General features: G+C 61.0%; 15 protein-coding genes. 5 read left to right on the forward strand and 10 right to left on the reverse strand.

What is annotated here, in order from left to right; translation table 11 throughout:
* Nucleotide 1: 1 nt before the first annotated feature.
* From JOH52_RS32240 to fdnG, 9 genes are all read right to left on the reverse strand, one after another.
* Complete coding sequence (locus JOH52_RS32240; protein WP_003525394.1) at nucleotides 2-292, reverse strand: hypothetical protein; 291 nt, start codon at nucleotides 290-292, stop codon at nucleotides 2-4.
* Nucleotides 289-534 (reverse strand): hypothetical protein, encoded by a 246-nt coding sequence (locus JOH52_RS36360; RefSeq protein WP_017269005.1) that lies wholly within the window; start codon nucleotides 532-534, stop codon nucleotides 289-291. The genes JOH52_RS32240 and JOH52_RS36360 overlap by 4 nt, the downstream gene beginning before the upstream one ends.
* Nucleotides 535-813: 279 nt before the next feature.
* A complete protein-coding gene (selB, locus tag JOH52_RS32245; protein WP_014532136.1) occupies nucleotides 814-2,814 on the reverse strand; it encodes a selenocysteine-specific translation elongation factor in 2,001 nt (666 codons plus the stop codon).
* Nucleotides 2,811-3,605, reverse strand: coding sequence for a tetratricopeptide repeat protein (locus tag JOH52_RS32250; protein ID WP_013845161.1), 795 nt, complete (start codon nucleotides 3,603-3,605; stop codon nucleotides 2,811-2,813). Before JOH52_RS32250 ends, selB begins: the two co-directional genes overlap by 4 nt.
* A complete protein-coding gene (gene selA / locus JOH52_RS32255; RefSeq protein ID WP_010967004.1) occupies nucleotides 3,592-4,992 on the reverse strand; it encodes an L-seryl-tRNA(Sec) selenium transferase in 1,401 nt (466 codons plus the stop codon). The genes JOH52_RS32250 and selA overlap by 14 nt, the downstream gene beginning before the upstream one ends.
* 4 nt (nucleotides 4,993-4,996) lie before the next feature.
* Nucleotides 4,997-5,917: a formate dehydrogenase accessory protein FdhE gene (fdhE, locus tag JOH52_RS32260; RefSeq protein ID WP_010967003.1), complete on the reverse strand. Its 921-nt coding sequence runs from the start codon at nucleotides 5,915-5,917 to the stop codon at nucleotides 4,997-4,999.
* 38 nt (nucleotides 5,918-5,955) lie between these two features.
* Nucleotides 5,956-6,642: a formate dehydrogenase subunit gamma gene (locus tag JOH52_RS32265; RefSeq protein WP_010967002.1), complete on the reverse strand. Its 687-nt coding sequence runs from the start codon at nucleotides 6,640-6,642 to the stop codon at nucleotides 5,956-5,958.
* A complete protein-coding gene (gene fdxH / locus JOH52_RS32270) occupies nucleotides 6,620-7,612 on the reverse strand; it encodes a formate dehydrogenase subunit beta (RefSeq protein ID WP_014532137.1) in 993 nt (330 codons plus the stop codon). Before fdxH ends, JOH52_RS32265 begins: the two co-directional genes overlap by 23 nt.
* Nucleotides 7,609-10,698 carry a formate dehydrogenase-N subunit alpha gene (fdnG, locus tag JOH52_RS32275; RefSeq protein ID WP_164826862.1) on the reverse strand — a complete coding sequence of 1,030 codons (3,090 nt, stop codon included), beginning with the start codon at nucleotides 10,696-10,698 and terminating at the stop codon, nucleotides 7,609-7,611. Before fdnG ends, fdxH begins: the two co-directional genes overlap by 4 nt.
* A gap of 2,027 nt (nucleotides 10,699-12,725) precedes the next feature.
* On the opposite strand from fdnG, the gene repA reads away from it, so the two are divergent.
* The 4 genes from repA (at nucleotide 12,726) to JOH52_RS32295 (ending at nucleotide 16,979) form a co-directional block, all read left to right on the forward strand.
* Nucleotides 12,726-13,901 (forward strand): plasmid partitioning protein RepA, encoded by a 1,176-nt coding sequence (gene repA / locus JOH52_RS32280; RefSeq protein ID WP_013845165.1) that lies wholly within the window; start codon nucleotides 12,726-12,728, stop codon nucleotides 13,899-13,901.
* Nucleotides 13,898-14,899 (forward strand): plasmid partitioning protein RepB, encoded by a 1,002-nt coding sequence (repB, locus tag JOH52_RS32285; RefSeq protein ID WP_013845166.1) that lies wholly within the window; start codon nucleotides 13,898-13,900, stop codon nucleotides 14,897-14,899. Before repA ends, repB begins: the two co-directional genes overlap by 4 nt.
* A gap of 155 nt (nucleotides 14,900-15,054) precedes the next feature.
* Nucleotides 15,055-16,260, forward strand: coding sequence for a plasmid replication protein RepC (repC, locus tag JOH52_RS32290; RefSeq protein WP_013845167.1), 1,206 nt, complete (start codon nucleotides 15,055-15,057; stop codon nucleotides 16,258-16,260).
* A gap of 302 nt (nucleotides 16,261-16,562) precedes the next feature.
* Entirely contained in the window at nucleotides 16,563-16,979 is a 417-nt protein-coding gene (locus JOH52_RS32295; RefSeq protein ID WP_013845168.1) for an organic hydroperoxide resistance protein, read from the forward strand.
* A gap of 208 nt (nucleotides 16,980-17,187) precedes the next feature.
* On the opposite strand, the gene JOH52_RS32300 is transcribed toward JOH52_RS32295, so the two are convergent.
* Nucleotides 17,188-17,844: a TetR/AcrR family transcriptional regulator gene (locus tag JOH52_RS32300; RefSeq protein ID WP_017265763.1), complete on the reverse strand. Its 657-nt coding sequence runs from the start codon at nucleotides 17,842-17,844 to the stop codon at nucleotides 17,188-17,190.
* A gap of 110 nt (nucleotides 17,845-17,954) precedes the next feature.
* Here JOH52_RS32300 and JOH52_RS32305 point away from each other — a divergent pair, with 110 nt between their 5' ends.
* Nucleotides 17,955-19,544: an ABC-F family ATP-binding cassette domain-containing protein gene (locus JOH52_RS32305; protein ID WP_014530878.1), complete on the forward strand. Its 1,590-nt coding sequence runs from the start codon at nucleotides 17,955-17,957 to the stop codon at nucleotides 19,542-19,544.
* Nucleotides 19,545-19,643 lie beyond the last annotated feature (99 nt).

Raw genomic sequence — 19,643 nt, forward strand, 5'->3', positions numbered from 1 at the left:
CTCATTCCTTTCCATCCAACTCAATCTTCAGCGTTCTGATGATGTCGGCCGCGTCCAGCATGACGTCTCTGGTCTCCGCGGGAGATAGGTCACGGGCGCGTGACGAGGCCAACTGGAGATCAATCACAACGTCTCGGGCGCGGTGGCTGGCAGCAATGCTAGCCTGCCTGCGCATATCACGGATCGTGTCAACCGAACGATCCAGCAGCCGGCTGATCTCATAGGGCGTAAGTCTTTCGACCTCGTTCGCGGCTCTGATCAGTTCGGCAATGAATGCGGTCGTGAGGCTCATGGTCTTCTGACGCCGGCCCCATGCGGAGCGTTTCGAGCGGCTGTTTTCTCCGCCATCTTCGCTCGGAATTTCTCTCCCAAGCGCGGTACAGCATCCACTCCGAGATTCATTACTCGGTCCAGGTCCTCCCGATACCAGAATTTCCGCGTGGCGCTTTCCAATACGCATGGCTCCGGATAGGCGGTTCCTACGGGCTCGAGGAAGTCCTCGACGTGCTTTTCGCTGACGCAGCCCGCCGCCATTTCTGCCGTCATCCGCGGCGGCCAACTACTCGGCGGTACAATGGCTGCGCGATGCTTTCTATTCGAGATAGCCATCAAAGCACCGGGGACTTCGGTCGATGGGCGCTTAAGTTGCGCATTGCCATATGCCCCGCCTTCCTTAGATTTCATCTGGGCGGCCGTGCCGGCCACGTGCGAGCTCGCCTTGATGAACCCTCGCTCCTTCCAATTTCTTCTGGCAGGGACGCAACCTCGCACATGCCTTTACGGATCAGACCTTCTAAGTATTGAAAGGGATGTTCAAGAGCCGGCGCGATAGAATTTGAAGTCCGGACGCCCCACCGGGGACGAGTCTCTTCCCTCATCTGCCTCAGGAACGTGCCCTTCGTAAAGATCGAGCCTGTGCGGGTTAACCCGGCGCACGTCGCCATGCCGGAGCGTCACTCCCTGACGATCGAAGAATTCCAGGATCTCGATCGCCACCTTTCTACCGTTGTTGACACGGTCGCGGAAGAGACCTGCGGAAAATTCACCCCGCTCGGCATTGGCCGCGACTTGCCTGATGATTGCGACCATTTCCGCTGTCGTCTGACGGGTGAAGAAATGGTCATGCCGAATCTGGTCGACGCGGCCGAGCCGTGCACAAAGTTTGAGGATGCGGCGTATCTCTCGCTCGTCTACGCCCAGCGTTTCGGCGAAATCGCGGACTCGAGGCGGACGGAATCTCTCCTCGCCTTCCAGATGCGGAAGGATTCGTGCATAGAGCTCCTCCTCCTTCTCGCTCAACCGGACCTCGTGACCCGGCAATCGGACGAAGGCGCCTTCGAGCACCAGGCGCCCGCCCGTCTGTTCGGTCCTAAGCGCAACCAGAAAGGCCGGCGGAGGAAGTCGTGGCGTGACCTGCAGCCGAAGGCGCTCGCGACCGATCCCCTGCAGATCGGGGTTCTCCACATGAAAGGCGCTCAATACGCGCTGGACCTCGTCGGAAAATGCGACTCGCTGGCGCTTCGACAGCGCATGGCGCACCGCCAGGCCCTCGATGAGTTCGGCCGAGGCAAACATGAGCGCGTTCTGCAGTTCCGGCTCGGACAGGGCCCGGTCGCGTGCAAAGACGTCAAGATCGACAAGAAATGGCGGAACATCCAGCAATGCCGCAAGCGCTTCGCCAGCATGGGACAGAGATGCGGCTTTCAAGAAGCTCAGCCGCTGGGGAGAGCGCCGCTTGCGCAGGGGCGCCCGCAGATCCAGGAGCCGTCCTCCACCGATCGTGCGCCGGGCTGAAACGTCGCGCAGTATGAACCGGTCGCCGACAGCAGCCGCGATCGGACGGTCGAGCACGAGTTGAACCCGCCGCCGCTCGCCCGGCAACAGCGGTCCCTCGAGCGGCACGATACGAACACCGGTCTCGGCGCTCGCGTGGTGAAAGCGGGCCGAAAACCATTCCCCGATCGGCTTCGTCTCACTTTCAAGCACAGAAAGATCCGCGTCGAGCCTGTCGCTCGGCGCGTGCAGATGGGGATCGACCACCATGTCGCCTCGGGTGATTGCGTTCTTCGAGATCCCCTCGCCCGCAAGGTTGAGTGCACAGCGTTGCCCGGCAAAGCCGCGCTCGGCCCTCTGGTTCTGAGCATGTATGGAACGTACGCGCGCAGCGCGACCCGCTGGCGAGACCGTCACCTGGTCGCCCACGCCGACGGACCCTGAAAGCACGGTTCCAGTGACCACGGTTCCGGCGCCCGAGAGCGTGAAGCTTCGATCGACGGCGAGCCGGAAACGGCCACCGGCAGTCGATGCCACGGTCGCACGCTCGGCAGCCGCCAGGCGTGCCTTCAACAATTCAATCCCCTGCCCCGCCGCCGCAGAGACGGGAAGTATCTCCGCATCGCGGAGGCTCGTCGACGAAAGCACCGCTCCTATTTCATCCGTCAGGCTCTCGAGGCGGTCAGGATCGGCAAGGTCTGCTTTTGTGATCGCGACCAGTCCGCGGCTGACGCCGAGCAGATCGAGGATCGCGAGATGTTCGAGCGTCTGGGGTTTGATGCCATCGTCTGCCGCAACGACCAGCATGGCATAGTCGATGCCGCCCGCGCCGGCGAGCATGGTATGAATGAAGCGCTCGTGACCGGGGACGTCGACAAATCCGGTAACTGCGTCCTTTGCAAACCGGGCATAGGCAAAGCCGAGATCGATGGTGATGCCGCGCGCCTTTTCTTCCTTGAGGCGATCGGTGTCGACACCGGTCAGTGCCTTGACGAGCGTCGTCTTGCCATGATCGATATGCCCGGCCGTGCCGACGATCATGGCGCCCGCCTTGAAAGCGGCTCTTGCGCCCGACGTTCCGCTTCCTGGATCTCCGCCGGCGAAAGGCTGTCACGAACCGGTCCCATGAAGGGCTTTGCCAGGGTGCTGCCGCCTTCCGTCGCCCGGATCAGCCAGACCAAGGCAGTCACACCATTGCGTATCGTGCCCGCCCCCATATGGCAGGCCGCTCCCAGCATGGCCTGGGCGTCTGCGTCGCCCCTCTCTGCAGCCTTCAGCCACCAGTAGACGGCCTTTTGCGCATCGCGTTCGACACCGAGTGCGTTGTGGTGGAGCATGCCGAGCCGCGTCATCGAGGACGCGATGCCGGCCTCGGCGGCACATTCCGCCCAGCGTCGCGCCTCGAGCGGGTCGGCCGTCATGATCTCGCCTTCCAGCAGCAGCCAGCTCAACATGTCCTGGGCCGGCGCGTCGCCCTTTTCAGCGGCGCGTCGATAATATTCGGCTGCGATGCCGTAGTCGGCATCGGTGCCGGCGAGCCCTTGCATGTGCAGGGCGGCATAGTTGCGTTGCCCGACGGGATCCCCGGCTTCGGCCGCCAGGCGCAGCCATTTGCACGCCAGTTCTCGATTCTCCGGCACCCCGAGCCCTTCTGCGAAGCAGGCGCCGATATTGTTCTGCGCCCGCGCGACGCCGGCACGCGCCAGAGGCTCCCAGATGCGCAGCGCCGACCCGTAGTCGCCGGCTTGGGCGCGTGCCAGGGCCTCGGCCATCGGATCGGCCACAGGCGCCGTCTGGGGCTTATTGCCTCGAAGGCGTTCAAGCCACCGCATCGCCGCTACCCTCGGACAGGGTTTTGAGGAATTCCGCCTCATCGGACAGACAGCGCAGGTCCAGAACCAGCGCACCATCCCGCAGGCGCCCCAGGATCGGGCGGGACAGAGACCGGAACAGAGCTGCGAGCGCTTCGAGTGCGCTCCCGCTCGACCCAACGATCCTCAGGCCGGCGCTCGGGATCGTGTCTACGGGAAGCGCCCCGGAGCCTATCTGGCTCGAACAGCTGCAGACCTCGACAGCGTAACCGCTCGGCGCCAGCATCGCGCCGACCTGCGGCGCGAGCCGCTCCGCCTGTGCCCGCACTTCCGCTTGCACGCGGGACAGCATGAAAAGTGTCGGCAGGCGCGAAGCCAGCCGATCCGGATCGCGATAGAGCTTCAAGGTAGCAGCCGTCGCCGCGATACGGATCTTGTCGACACGCAGCGCCCGCTTCAGCGGATTGCGGTTGATCTCGGCGATCAGGTCCCTGCGCCCGACGATGAAACCCGCCTGCGGACCGCCCAGCAGCTTGTCGCCGGAAAAGGTGACCAGATCGGCTCCTTCGGCGACTGCCTCTCGCACCGTCGGCTCCCTGCCGAGACCATAACGCGACAGGTCGACCAGGCTGCCCGAACCGAGATCGTTGAGAAGCACCACACCTCTTTCATGGGCGATTGCCGCAAGCTCGGCACCCGGGACCTCCGCGGTGAAGCCCTCGATCCTGTAATTCGACGTATGGACCTTGAGGATCAAAGCCGTCTCAGGCCCGATCGCCTTGACGTAGTCCTTCGCGTGGGTGCGGTTGGTCGTGCCCACTTCGACCAGATCGACGCCGGCGCGCTCCATGATGTCCGGCATGCGGAAAGCGCCGCCGATCTCGATCAATTCACCCCGCGAAACGATCGCCTGACGCCCGGCACCGACCGAGTTGAGAGCGATCAGGACAGCCGCGGCATTGTTGTTGACGACGGTGGCATCCTCCGCTCCCGTCAGCTCGCACAGCAGTTCCCGCAAATGGCTGTCGCGTTCGCCGCGCCCACCGGAATCGAGATCGAATTCAAGCGCGGCCGCTTCGCGCATTGCATCGACGGCGGCATCGACCGCCTCCTGCGCAAGCAGCGCCCGGCCGAGATTGGTATGAAGCACCGTCCCCGTCAGATTGAACAGCGGGCGAAGGTTCGAGCGGCTGCGGTCATCGAGCCGGCTCAGCAGAGCGGCAACAATGCCATCCTTGCCTGGCAGCGCCCCACCGCTCCGCACGGCAAGGCGGACTTCGCCCAGTACTTTGCGCAGTTCGTCCGTCACCACGGCGCGGCCATGCTGCTCCACAAGCGGCGACACGGCCGCCGCGTTCAGCATCTGGTCGACGGAGGGCAAGGCACGAAGATCGACAGGTCCCGACATTGGATCAATAGCCCATCAGGAACGGGTCAAAGCCCGCCCGCTTGTATTCCGTGTCCTTCATCAACAGGTCGAGCCCGAGGCTCGCAACATCATCGGCGACGACGTCGAGCGAAGGGTTCTTGTTCTGGTAGAGGATCTTCATCCAGCTGTTGCAGGTGTCGCAGACTTCCGCCTTGACCGTCGCCTCTTCGTCTCCCGTCTCGACGGCCTGGTAGCCGATGCCCTTCGTGGAACCGCAGGCGAGACATTTGACCCGAACCTCATTCCACATCGTGGCGCAGCAGGAACATGAGGCATAGCGCGCGCCCTCGGCACCATGAAAGCCGATGACCATGGATGCGACCGGCCTGCCGCCGCAGGCGGGACAGACCCCTACCCGGATCGGCACGAGCCTGCTGCCGTCGAGACCGGCAGCGAGGCGCGCCGCCTGGATTTGCATTGCGGCAGCAACGTAAAGGTGGTGAGCGAGGCTCTCGACGGGCAGGTCGTCAGCCATGACGTTGCCGATCATCCAGGTCAGCATTTCCTCATCCGCCGTCCGGACCTGTGCAAGCGCTTCTGCGGCGGCAGCCGGCTTCTCCAGGGCTTCAGCCTTCTCAAAAAATTGCTGCAACACTTCGCGGCAATCCGGCGACCCCCCCATCGCTGCGCGATCGATGGGGGGCATGGCATTCGCACGCGCACGCTCAACCCGATCGGCCGGGACCGGCTCCGGCGGCGGCAATGCGGATACGAGCTCGCTCTGGATTCGCGTGATCCCCGCCAGGAAATTGAGATAGGGAGCGAGGTGGCTGCCTTGGGCGAGTGCCTCGAAGCGACTGGCGCGATCGTTGAAGAGGCGTGCCAAATTCGGCTTCAGGACAAACGGTGCCTTGGGAACGCCGCCGATCACCGATGGATCGGGCTGTACAGGGGATACGGACATTTCACCTCGCGGGCCGACCGGCCACAGCTCGTTTCCGGTTATTCTGCAGGATCGATCCGGCCGCGTCCAGCCAGTTCCTTGAGCCACTTGCGATGGTGCCGCCACGCCCAGCCACCGGTGACCGAGCCCTTCGTCATCGCGCGGAACGTCCCGCGGGTCCAGAAGGCCGCATAGACATGAACGATGAAGACGCAGATGATCAGCACCGCCGCCACGGCATGGGCGAGCACCGCAAAGCGCTTCGTCTCGATCGACGTATAGCTGTAGAAGTACTGATCCCAGATGATGACGCCGGTTATGATCAACGCGACGATCAGCAAGGCCATTGCCCAGAAGATCACCTTCTGGCCGGCATTGTACTTGCCCATTTCCGGCAAGCGGTCCTCGTGCCCGCCGATCACGTCGCGAATGCCCGTGAACCAGCCCATGTCCGCTCTGGTGAAGAGGTTGGCCTTCCAGAGCTGGAAGAAGAAAATGTAGAAACTGAAGAAAAGCACCACGCCGATCCACGGGTGCAGCATGCGCGTGTTCTGCCCCCCACCGAACAGGCCGGTCAGGAAAAACAGGGACGGGTGGAACATTGCAAGGCCGGAAAGCGCCAGCAGGATCAGGCTGGAGGCCGTGATCCAATGATTAACGCGCTTGCCCGGCCCATAGCGGTCGACTGTGACCGGCGGTCCGCGATGGATGGCATCTTCCGGTTCAAGATCGCTGGCCTTTGTCATCAGGCGTCCTCCCTGCGGCTCCGGCGCTATCGACGAGCCTTTCCGCACTCTCTTCGTCTTCCGGCTGCACACGATTGGCCCGGCCGAAGACGCCGTGGAGAATTGCCCCGGCGGCCACGAGACCCATTGCGGCGAGACCTGTGTATTTGGTCACACCCTTCCATGCCTGGACCACGGCGGAAATCTTCGGATCGTCGGGCAGATCGGAGTAGATGTGCGGCTTGTCGTTGTGATGCAGCACATACATCACATGCGTGCCGCCTACGCCCGGCGGATCGTAAAGGCCTGCATTCGTATAACCGCGGGATTTGAGATCGGCGATGCGGTGTTCCGCATGCTTCTTCATATCCTCCTTCGTGCCGAACACGATCGCGTGGGTCGGACAGGCCTTGGCACAGGCCGGTCCCTGGCCGACGGCGACCCGATCGGAACAGAGGGTGCATTTGTAGGCGCGGTGATCGACTTTCGAGATGCGCGGAATGTTGAAGGGACAGCCCTTTATGCAATAGCCGCAGCCAATGCAGTTCTCGTGAACGAAATCCACGATGCCGTTCGAATACTGGACGATTGCGCCCGGCGCCGGGCAGGCTTTCAGGCACCCCGGATCGGCGCAGTGCATGCAGCCGTCCTTGCGGATGAGCCATTCGAGATTGTCGGTCTCGGGATTGACCCACTCGGTAAAGCGCATGAGCGTGAACATGTCCTCGGTGAGGTCATGGGGGTTGGTATAGTAGCCGACGTTTTCGCCGATCCCCGGATGCGTATCGTTCCACTCGACGCACGCAGACTGGCAGGCCTTGCAGCCGATGCACTTTGAGACGTCGATCAGCTTGGCGACGGGCGTGAGCTGCCGCTCGGGCGGCGGCAGCTCGGTGGTTGCCGAGCGGCGTACGAGATCCCGCTCGGTAAGGTTGCTTTCCATCGGCTGGACCGGCGGATTGCTGACGGCGGTGCGAGGACTGTCCATCATACTCTAGCCTCCTCGGGCGCCGTCGATGATTCGATATTGACCAGGAATGCTTTGTATTCCGGCGTTTCGATATTGGCGTCACCGACGAAAGGCGCGAGCGAGTTGGGGCCGAGGCCCTTTTTCGCCGAGCCGGTGAACCCCCAGTGAAGCGGAATGCCCACCACATGGACCGGCTTGCCGTCGCACATCAGCGGCCGGATGCGCTTGGTCACCACCGCCTTCGCCTTGACCGAACCACGCTTCGACCACACCCGGACCCAGCCGCCGTTTTCGATATTCTTCTCCTCTGCCAGTTCCTCGGAGATCTCGACGAAGAATTCCGGCTGAAGCGCGGAATTCACGCGGTTATGCTTGGTCCAGTAGTGGAAGTGTTCCGTCAGCCGGTAGGAAGTAGCCGCGTAAGGGAACTCGTCCGACAGCCCCATCTGCGCCACGTCCGTCTGAAAGACGCGGCTGACCGGGTTGCCCCGCATCTTCGGATTGAAGACGTTGGCGACGGGGGATTCGAAAGGCTCCATATGGGCCGGGAACGGCCCGTCCCGCATCAAACCGCGTGAAAACAGGCGTGCAGTCCCCTCCTGGTTCATGATGAACGGGCCGATTTCGTCCGGCTTTGCCGTAGGAGCAATATCGGGCACATCGTAGCCCGCCCACTTCGTGCCATCCCACTCGAGCAGCTTACGTGAGGGATCCCACGGCTTGCCCTGCAAATCGGCCGAAGCACGATTGTAGAGCGTGCGGCGATTAAGCGGCCAGGCGAATGACCAGCCGAGATAAGCGCCAGTGTCGTCCGGATCGTGGTTGTCGCGGCGGGCCATATTGTTGCCCTGCTCGTTGAAGTTGCCGGAATAGATCCAGCAACCGCACATGGTCGAACCGTCGTCCCTGAGTTGCGAGAAGTTCAGGATCTGCTTGCCGGCCGCGACCTGCACCTTCATCGGGTTGGCAGGATCCATGAGGTCCGTCAGTGCCCGACCGTTGATTTCCTTCGCCAGCTCCTCCGGCGTAGGTTCGTTCGGATCGGCATAGTCCCATGACAAGTTCAGGATCGGATCGGGGAACGCGCCACCCTCGTTGCGATACATCTCCTTCATCCTGAGGAATATCTGGGCGACGATGTAAGTGTCGTGCTTTGCTTCGCCGGGGGGTGTTCCACCTGCCCAGTGCCACTGCAACCATCGGCCCGAGTTTGTCAGCGAGCCCTCTTCCTCCGCAAAGCAGGTCGTGGGCAGCTGGAACACCTCGGTCTGGATGGATGCGGTATCGACAGGGTTGAAGTCGCCATGGTTTTCCCAGAACCGTGCGGTCTCTGTGTCGAGCGGGTCCATCGTGACGAGCCACTTCAGGTTCGACAGCGCCTTGGTGTTCTTGTCCCGGTTCGGGAAGGCAAGAAGTGGGTTGAAGCCCTGGCAGATGTAGCCATTGACCTTGCCGGCATACATCAGCTCGAACACGCGAAGCACATCATAGGCCGGCACGTCGAGCTTGGAGAGGTAATTGAAGGCCCAGTCGTTGTCGATCCGGGCGGCATCCCCCCACATGGCCTTCTGGAAGGAGACCATGAACTTCCTGTAGTTCTGCCAGTAACTTGTCTGCCCTGGACGCAATGGTTTGAACTGGCGTGTCGACATATAGGTCGTGAAATCCACGTCCTTTTCCGTCGGCATCGTCAGATACCCCGTGAGCAGATGCGACATTAGACCGAGGTCAGTCAGTCCCTGGATGTTGGAGTGGCCGCGAAGCGCGTTCATGCCGCCGCCGCGCACGCCGATATTGCCGAGGATGAGCTGCAGCATGGCCATGGCGCGGATGTTTTGCGAACCGCTGGAATGCTGGGTCCAGCCGAGCGCATACATCGACGTCATCGTCTTTGTCGGAGACGAGCATTCCGAGATCATCTCGGCAACCTTGAGGAACTTGTCCTTGGGCGTGCCGCAGATCCGTTCCACCATTTCCGGCGTATAGGGGGCGAGGTGCGCCTTCAGCAGATTCCAGACACAACGCGGGTGCTGGAGCGCCGGGTCAGTCACGACGAAGCCGTCGTCGCCGAGGACATAGTCCCACGTCGACTTGTCATAGTCGCGCTTTTCCGCGTCGTAGCCCGTGAAGAGGCCGTCCTGGTAGCCGAAGCCGTCCTTGACGAGATAGGAGGCGTTGGTGAACGCCTTCATATAGTCCCACTGCACCTTGTCGTTGTCGATGCAATACTTCATCACCCCGTTGAGGAAGGCGATGTCGGTTCCCTGACGGATGGGAGCGTAATAGTCGGATACGGACGCGGTGCGGGTATAGCGCGGATCGACCACGATCAGCTTCGCGCCCCGCGTGGCCTTCGCCTCGGTCACCCATTTGAAGCCGCAGGGATGCGCTTCGGCCGCATTGCCGCCCATGACGACTACGAGGTCGGTATTTTTGATGTCGGTCCAGGAGTTGGTCATCGCTCCACGGCCAAATGTTGGGCCCAAACTGGACACCGTAGGGCCGTGTCAGACGCGCGCCTGATTATCGAAACCGACTATTCCCAGAGCCTTGGCGAATTTGAAGGTCGCCCAAGCCGTTTCATTGGTGGTCGCCGACGCGGCGAGCATGCCGACCGTCGTCCAGCGATTGACCGGAACGCCTGCGGCATTCGCCGCGACGAAATTGGCGTCGCGGTCATCCTTCATCAACCGTGCGATGCGGTCGAAAGCATCCTCCCAGGAGATACGCTCGAACTTATCCGAGCCCGGCTTGCGGTGCATCGGATACTGGAGACGGGTCGGGGACTTCACGAAGTCCTTGAGCGCCGCCCCCTTGGGACAGAGCGTACCGCGGTTGGTCGGATGATCCGCATCGCCTTCGATGTGAATGATGTCGGCAGCCTCACCCTTGCGGAGGTCGCCCTTCGAATAGATGATGACGCCACAGGCGACGGAACAGTAGGGACAGGTGTTGCGCGTTTCGGTGGTCGTCGTCAGCTTGTGAGGCCGGACATGCGCGACGACCGCCGCCTCAGCCTCACCAAACCCCATCGCACCGAGTGACGTTGCCGCAGCCCCTGCTCCAGCCAGCTTCAAAAAGCTGCGCCGTGAGAGGTCTACATTCATGGGAACAGCCTCCATCTCGTGTCAGCAACAATGGAGTCTATGCCTCGACACCAGCAAGTCAAGGTGGAGTGATATCGTCAAAGAAAGCCGCCGCAGCGAGCGGAGGCGGGCATCCAGAGAGAGGACGCGCCTGTGTTGCGCGTCAGTTGCCGAATAATGTTCCCCGCGGGGAATTCGGAGAGTGTTCCCCGCGGGGAACATTGGAACCGTGGGACCAGTTCCGGTCCTAGCCGAGTGGTGGGTTGCCGCGCTCAGGAGTGGCGGAAGTTATCAGCACGATAGCTTCCATAAGGCCGTAAAATGTGTTTTTCTTCAATAACTTATAGCAGCCTCAGAAAACACTCGTCATGCCCGTCCGACCAGCATCACAAACCTTACCTTAAGTCGGCCGGCTCCCGCAAACTGTAATTTCTCGGCCACTAATGCCACGGCTTTTGGAGCTGTCAGCGTGACCATTGCGCATCGCCGCAGTCGGATCTGCCGCTGTCTCGCTGTTTAGCTCGAAAGCCGAAAGCCGAAAGCCGAAGGCATATGTCTGGCCCTGCTCTAGCTCGCCGAGCGACTTGAGAGACAAGCTACGATTGGAATGATCAAAGTAGGTTCACCGCCGGTTCGCCGCCACGGATACACGCACCCAGCCGTGCGGCCTGACCACCCATGACGCCCTGCCCTCCTCTGTCAGCGGTCCGAGCGACCAGCGTCCTTCGCAAAGGCATGGGGTTCTTCGGGGGCCGATTAGAGGCAATCCTTCACGGGAAGGCTTCTACAGCAAAAGCCGGCTGCCGGGCCAATCGGCGCCGAGCGTGACTCTCGTCTTGCGGCGTTGTCGAGATCTCCTCCAAAGTTCCCCGCGGGGAACAGTTGAAGCTTGGCATTCGGCCGCACCTGAAGCGCCGGGAAAGTCAGACCCGCGGCAAAGTCGATCACCGTCTATTGGATCGCCACCTGGCCGCGAGTAGTGTTCCCCGCGGGGAACACAGTCGTGCACGACGTTTTGCGCGACGGCGAATGAAGCCTCGGCAAGACCGTGAGAGAACGCCAAGTGAACCGTCGAGTTCCACCGCGGCGGTCGAGCAGGGCGGTAGTGCCGCGGCGACCGGCTTAAAAGAAGTTCCTATCGCAAGACATCGTCAGCCGCTCGACACGATAGTCCGTCCAAAGGATACCGACACTCGTGCAACCAGCGTGTCCTTTAATGCGGCCGCACTTTCCCGCCTCAACAGGAAGTTTGCCTTTCACCGAAGCAACCGGGCCCGACATTTCGTCCTCTAGCGGCATCTCACACCCGCCGTAGATGATCGCATCAACGGAGCTACGGTTGGCACGCCGCCAAGTTCCCCGCGGGGAACGCTTGGCTTCACTCTTGTCTGAGGCAATCGTCTGGACGAAATCATATTACGGGAACAGGTCCTGCCGATTGCGAAATCTACGCAACCTTCACCGCTACTCTAGTCTCGAGGCGCGGCCTATGCATTGTGTATCTCCGGCAACCTGTTCGCGCCAGAACGCCGCCGGCTTTCCGGCGGAGAATCATCCGATGCAGTCGTTGCTCGGTCATGGCCCACGAGATTGAGGCAGGCCGGAGCGCAGGCGAGCACCGAGATGCCGAGCTGTTCCCAATACGGCACATATGTCTCGCCTTGGCGAGCAGTCGGTACTGCGCGCCAGCGTCCGTCGCTTCGAGAGTTCCCCGCGGGGAACTCTGCGAAGAGTTCGGCAGATCTCCATTCAAAGCAACGGCCAACCATTTCCGCAGTGAACCACTATTGCGTCTCGGCCCAGCGACGTCTGCGCACATCTTCGTCCAAAAAGACGCGGGGAGGGTCGAGGACCGGCATGCACTGGCGCCTTCCCACCGGCTCCGTGCGTCATCCACAGCGCGCATTGATGGCCATAGCCGAATCGGAGTACGTCTTAGTTGCGGAAATTTTTCGAATTTGCGTGTTTTCGAGTAGTTACGTGGCGATTAGCAAGCGGTTAACCACTTCACTGCTTAAGTGACGGAAACGATCACAGGGATTCTTTCGATGACGCGACACCTAAGCAGCCTCGCTTTCATGGAGAATTTTTCCAGTAAGCTCGAAATGGCACTGAACAACTTGAGCATGGCGCAGTTCCCCCCGAACGCGCGTCGCACAATGCGCAAGTTCACCTCTACCGAAGTTGCCACCCTGCTGGGCGTAACCGAGGCCTATATCCGCCAGGTTGCCGCCAAGGAACAGGGCCCTGAGCCCGAAATCGCCAACGGCCGGCGCTTCTACACGCTCGAGCAGGTTCTTGAACTACGTATGGCTCTTGCGGCAAACGGCCGGAAGAAATGGATGAATCCCCGCCGGACAGGCGATGAGCAATGCCAGATCGTTGCGGTCACCAACTTCAAGGGCGGCTCCAGCAAGACCTCTACCACAATCCATCTCGGTCACTATCTGGCACTCAAGGGCTATCGCGTGCTGGCGGTCGATCTCGACCCCCAAGCATCTCTCACCGCGCTCCATGGTAGCCTGCCGGAATTCGATTACCGTGGCGGTGATACACTTTTCTCAGCCATTCGTTTCGACGATCCCGTCCCGACGAAATCCATCATCCACAAGACCCACATCGTTGGTTTCGACGTCATCTGTGCCGGCCTCGAACTGACCGAGTTCGAGACGGCCGTCGCACTCGAGATGCGGCGGTCAGCAGGAACCGGTTTCTTGCTTCGCGTTTCTCAAGCTCTGGAGCAGGTCGCCGATGACTACGACTTCGTCCTTATGGACTCGGCTCCGTCGCTGAACTTCCTGACACTTTCGTCGCTGACCGCCGCGACTGGGGTCATCATCCCGGTTCCGGCACATATGCTGGATGTGGACTCGACCGCAAAGTTTTTGGAGCTTGCCGGGTCGTACATGCAGATCCTGAATGAGGTGGGGACCGCCGCTCAATGGGACTTCGCCAAGTTCCTGATCACAAAGTTCGAGCCGAACGATCATCCGCAAGCGAATATGTCCGCGCTGATGAGACAGGTGTTCGGCGAGGATCTGCTCCTCAACTCCGTCATCAAGTCGACCGCGGTGGCCGATGCTCTGACGTGGAAGCAGAGCCTTTACGAGGTTCAGAGGTCCCGATTTTCGGCGCCGAAAACCTACGACCGCGCCATCGAGTCGATCAATGCTGCCAATGCTGAACTCGAGGGCCTCTTCTGGAAGGCATGGGGGAGAGAATGAGCCGCAAGGATTCCAAGGGCCTTTTTGCCAATGTCCTGGGACAGCTGGAAAATTCTGCAGAGAAGGGCGGGATGCAGCGGTCGACATCGCCACATCTTCTCAAAGTTGCAGCCGGCGTCCGTCAGATGCAGGAACGCAGCGAACTTGCCGAACGCCTTCTCAAGGATGGTGGCCAGATCGTCGAGATCGATCCAGACGAGATCATGGAATCGGCCATCCGGGATCGCTTTGATTCCGGCTACAGCGAAGCCGGTATTGCGGATTTGCTCGAGTCGATGCGCGAGCATGGACAGAGTACTCCTGGCTTGGTCCGCCCGGTTCGAGGGGCCGCAAGGCCGTTTCAGATCGTATTTGGCCGGCGCCGGCTTGCCGCTGCCAAACTCCTCGGCATCAAGTTCAAGGCAATCGCCCGGGAACTTAGCGACGAAGATGCGATCGTTCTCCAAGGGGAAGAGAACAGCAACCGCAAGGACCTGTCCTTCATCGAACGATGCCTTTTTGCGCAATCGCAGGAGGCTGCCGGCTATCGCCGCGACGTGATCTGCAAGTCCCTGAGCACCGGCAGGTCGCATATCTCCGAAATGATCCGGATAGCGGCAGCATTGCCGCGCGAGATCCTGATGCAGATTGGTCCGGCTCCTGAAATCGGACGGCGCAGGTGGATCGAGTTCGAAGTGCGCTGGGCGGCTCACCGGGAGCCCGCGAAGGTGGCGCAGTTGGTTCTGGAGCAAGACCAGATTCAAGCCTCTTCCAGCGAGCTACGCTTCGCTGCGGTTTTTGAAGCGCTTACCAAGGCGGATGTAAAGGCTGCAGCGTCTTCCACAACCGATCTGATCTCTCATGGCCTCGTGCTTGGCCAGATCCAACACGGCAAGTCGGCTGCGAAGCTGACATTCAACAAGTCTGTGCCTTCAGGCTTTGTCGATTTCATTGCAGGTCAGATCGAAAGCCTGCACGACCAGTTCATGCAAAAGCAGAATTCGAAACAAGGAGACTAACCCGCAAAAGAAAAAGGCCCCCAACGAACAAGCCGTGGAAGCCTTCCTCAGATTTGTAGCAAGATCGAGAATCGCATTTCCACGAATCACAGTCAAGAGTCCTTGGCACCGTTTTTGGTGAGCTGCTTTCTTTTGCCTAATCGAAGGTGAAGGAAATGGAAAGTGGAAGTGTGACGACGCCCTTTGGGCGGCGGTCGATGACGCTTGCCTTGTTGGCAGGCCAGTTCATCTCCCGCGACATCGAACCTGGAAAGTCGGTCGACAAGTGGAAACTGTTTCGCTCGCTTTGTGCGGCCAAACGCCGGCTCGGCATCAGCGATCGGACGCTGGCCGTTCTGAACGCGCTGTTGAGCTTCTATCCGGAGAACACGCTAAGCGGAGAGACCAGTCTGGTCGTCTTTCCCTCGAACGTTCAGCTGTCACTGAGAGCTCATGGGATGGCCGAGGCTACGCTCAGAAGGCATCTGGCCGCCCTCGTCGATGCAGGCCTGGTCGCTCGCAAGGACAGTCCGAACGGCAAGCGCTATGCACGCAAGACTCGCGATGGAGCGATCGGCACAGCATTCGGCTTTTCGCTCGCACCGCTTTTGGCCCGCTCCGGCGAAATAGAGCGACTCGCGGCCGAAGCCGAGGCTGATCGGATCGAGCTGCAGCGGCTACGCGAGCGACTGACGCTCTGCCGCAGAGACATCGCCAAGTTGATAGACGTGGTGCTCGAAGAACTGCCCGGCGACTGGACGTCTCTGCAGGAAGATTTCCGAAGCCTCGTCCAGGCTATACCGAGGACGCCCGATATCGCTGATCTCACCGCTTTGGTAGAGGCGTTCGAAACGCTGCGCGAACAGGTGGCTAACCAATTGCAAACGCGCATAAAACTCCAAGAGATGAGCGGCAATCCCGATCAAACTGAGCGGCACAAACAGGAATCAAAACCCGAATCTATTATTGAACTTGAACGTTGCCCTCGGAATGAGCGGTCAGACGGCCAGGCCGGTGAACCGGCTCACGAGGCAAAAAGGGCCTTTCCGCTGGGAATGGTACTGAAAGCCTGCCCGGAAATCATGAACTACGGTCCTGACGGTGCGGTGAGAAGTTGGCGCGACCTTATGATCGCTGCGGTTACGGTACGATCTATGCTTGGCGTTTACCCCTCGGCCTATCAGGAGGCCTGCGAGGTCATGGGACCAGAAAACGCCGGGGTCGCCGTTGCCTGCATCCTGGAGAGGGCAGGGCATATCAACTCTGCTGGCGGGTATCTGCGCGATCTGACCGGCAAAGCGCGGCAAGGGAAATTCTCGCTCGGCCCGATGCTGATGGCGTTGCTCAGGGCGAATGGCTTCGACAGGCGGGGGGTGTTGTGATCCCGGCCTTCTAGGGGAGTAACGCTGGGGACGCAATGGCACGAGCATATTGCCGACCCGCGGGTGCCGAGCGACTCCACTCAGGCGAAATCGTCAGCGGCAACCCGTGAGCGTCTGAGCGTGCTCCAATTTCGTCGGTGGCCTTGCTTTGAGATCAGCGCGGCCTCCTTGGCTACCTTCCAGTGAGATGCCTACATCCGGGTACAATTTCGGCGGTTTCGCAAACATCCCGGATACGCCGCCCAGGCACAACACACGTCGTCAAATGTCGCGATCGTGCGACGCAACGAACGGAGTGTCTGATGACAACACAGAAAAAGGTTCTCTACACCGGCAAGACTCACACGACCGGTGGCCGTGAAGGGTTCGCCCGCAGCGACGATGCCCAACTGGAGGTCAGGCTTTCGCCGCCGGGCAGCGGCAAAGCCGGAACCAATCCCGAGCAGCTCTTCGCCGCCGGCTGGTCAGCCTGTTTTATCGGCGCACTAGGTCTAGCCGCGGCGAAGCACAAGTTGTCGCTCCCGGCCGAAACGGCAGTCGATGCTGAAGTCGATCTCGCCAAATCGGAAGGCGGCTTTTTTCTTCAAGCCCGGCTTGCCGTCAGCCTCCCCGGCATCGACGCGGACCTTGCGCGATCGCTCATCGCCGAAGCGCATCAGACCTGCCCCTATTCAAAGGCAACGCGGGGGAACATCGAGGTCGATCTGACTCTCGCCTGACCGCGTTCTTGATCCAAGGAGGTTTCTATGAAGCGCCTCATAGTCGGCATACTGACATTCGCCGTTGTTGCAGCGCCTTGCGTCTATGACATATTTTCCGCGGAACCATCGGCGCTGGCCGGCCTCCTCGCGGCGTCTGTGCTGCCACTTTAAGGCAGGGGAAGGCCGCCAATTCGATGAGGGATCGGCTGCGAGACCAGCGGATCCTTCACACGTCCAGCGGTCGATTGGATCCGGGCCTCATTGCAGTCTGGAAGATGGCCCAGCGGCTTTCGAACAGGCGAAGACTGTCGGCGGCGTCCGGACTTTCGGACAGGCCGAGACGGACACGGTTATTTGCGCCTTCCAGCAAATCGATGAGGACGTGGCAAATCTCTATGGCAGGTCCCGGCACGACCAGGCCGGCGGCCTGAGCCGATATGATCGCCTGCACAATGGGTTCCAGTGCAGCACTCGACCATACCGCCAACCTTTCCCGCAATGGCAGCGAAAACACGGCCTCGGCGGTAACCGACAGATAGAAAGCGGAATAATCACGGTCCGTGCCGAAGCGGAAATACCTGAAAGCCACATCGCGCAACGCTGCGAGAGGTGCATCACCTTGTCCCGCTGCTTCGGCAAGCGTCTTGCGGAAGCGCACGAGGTCACGTTCGACCACGGCTTCCAGAAGCGCCTGCCTGTTGGGATATCGCCGATAAAGCGTGTGTTTCGAGATTCCGAGCTCCGCGGCAATCTCTTCCATGGAGGCGTTCGCAATCCCCTTGCGGGCAAAGGTCGAGCGGGCGCTATCCAGAAGACGACTGGTCAGAGCCTCGGCCTCTTCCCGAGTGGGACGTCCGCCGCCACGTCTGCGAACTCTAATCATGGATGTCCGACGCCGGCCGATGGGCGGGATGGACAACGCCATTGCCCGCACCGCTGATTGCTGATAACAGCACGATACCGTGCTGTTATTAACATTGCAACAGGTTCGCCATGCCCTCCATCACTCTCTCCGCTCTCTCCTGGTCGAAACCCGACGGGGGGCATGTTTTTACCGATCTCGACCTGGCGTTTGGTCCGGAGCGGACGGGGCTGGTTGGAAGAAACGGCATAGGAAAAACGAGCGTGCTCAACATTCTTGCCGGTACATTAAGGCCTTCCTCCGGCACGGTTGCCATCCAGGGACGTGTCGCGCTGGCGAGGCAGATACTTCGGGCCGGCGCCGATGAAACCATCGCCGATGTGTTCGGTGTGACGCAGGCGGTTGCGGTGTTACGGCGCGCCGAAAAAGGCGAAGCGAGTCTTGAAGAACTCGAAACTGCGGATTGGACAGTGGAAGAGCGGATAGTTTCCGCCCTTGTCCGGCTTGGACTGGAGGCGCGGGCGGATACGCTCCTGAAGCAGCTCTCCGGGGGCCAGCGCACGCGGGCGGTGCTCGCGGCGGCAATATTCTCCGAGCCGGACTTCCTCCTTCTCGACGAGCCGACCAACAATCTGGATCGTGACGGCAGACGGGCGGTTATCGACCTTCTTTCCGGCTGGCGCAGCGGGGCAATTGTCGTTAGCCACGATCGTGAACTGCTCGAAGAAATGGACGCGATTATCGAACTGAGCTCGGTCGGGACAAAGCGCTACGGCGGGGGCTGGAGTTCCTATCAGGCGGCGAGGGCGGTTGAGCTGGAAGCGGCGCAACAAAGCCTCGCACATGCACAGAAGACCGCCGACGAAATCGACCGCAAGGCACGTGCCTTGGCAGAGCGGCTGGACAAGCGTGGCGCGTCTGGTACCCGAAAAGCGGCAAAGGGCGACATGCCGCGGATTCTAATGGGCCGGCGCAAGAGCAATGCGGAAGAAAGCCGGGGCAAGGGTGTGGAACTCGCCGAGCGACAGCGCGCAGCCGCGCTCGACGCCGTCACAGCGGCCAAAGCGCGGATCGAGGTGCTGCAGCCGTTCTCTATCCGTCTTCCGCGAACCGATCTTCCCGCCGGCCGGCAAGTCCTCGCGTTTGACCGCGTTACGGCGGGCTACGATCCCGCCCGTCCGGTCATTCGGGATCTATCCTTCTCGCTTGTCGGCCCGCGGCGCCTTTCGGTCACCGGCCCCAACGGGGCGGGCAAAACGAGTCTTCTGAAGGTAGTCACCGGAGAATTGCGACCCTTTAACGGAACCGTTTCCGTAAATGTTCCCTTCTCTCTGCTGGACCAGAGCGTCAGTATTCTGGAGCGCGGCGAGACGATCCTCGATAATTTCAAGCGGCTCAATCCCGGTGCCAGCGACAACGCCTGCCGGGCGGCCTTGGCCAGCTTTCGCTTCCGCGCGGATGCGGCCTTGCAAAGGGTGGAGACGTTGAGCGGCGGGCAGGTGCTGCGCGCCGGCCTTGCCTGCGCACTCGGCGGTTCCGATCCCCCATCGCTGCTCATTCTCGACGAGCCGACCAACCATCTGGATATCGACTCCATCGAGGCGGTCGAAGCTGGGCTGCTCGCCTATGACGGCGCACTCGTCGTCGTCAGCCACGACGAGACATTCCTTGCAAACATCGGGATAGGCACGCGTCTGGAGCTTTCGACCTCCTGGGGCTGATGCCGATCGAGATAATCGATGGGCACCCAATTCAGGGCACACTCAAAGCACAGCGCCTCGTCTGTGATGGGGCTGGCGCCGGCCATGAACCCCGCGGTC

It is taken from the genome of Sinorhizobium meliloti, from assembly GCF_017876815.1.
GTDB lineage: Bacteria > Pseudomonadota > Alphaproteobacteria > Rhizobiales > Rhizobiaceae > Sinorhizobium > Sinorhizobium meliloti.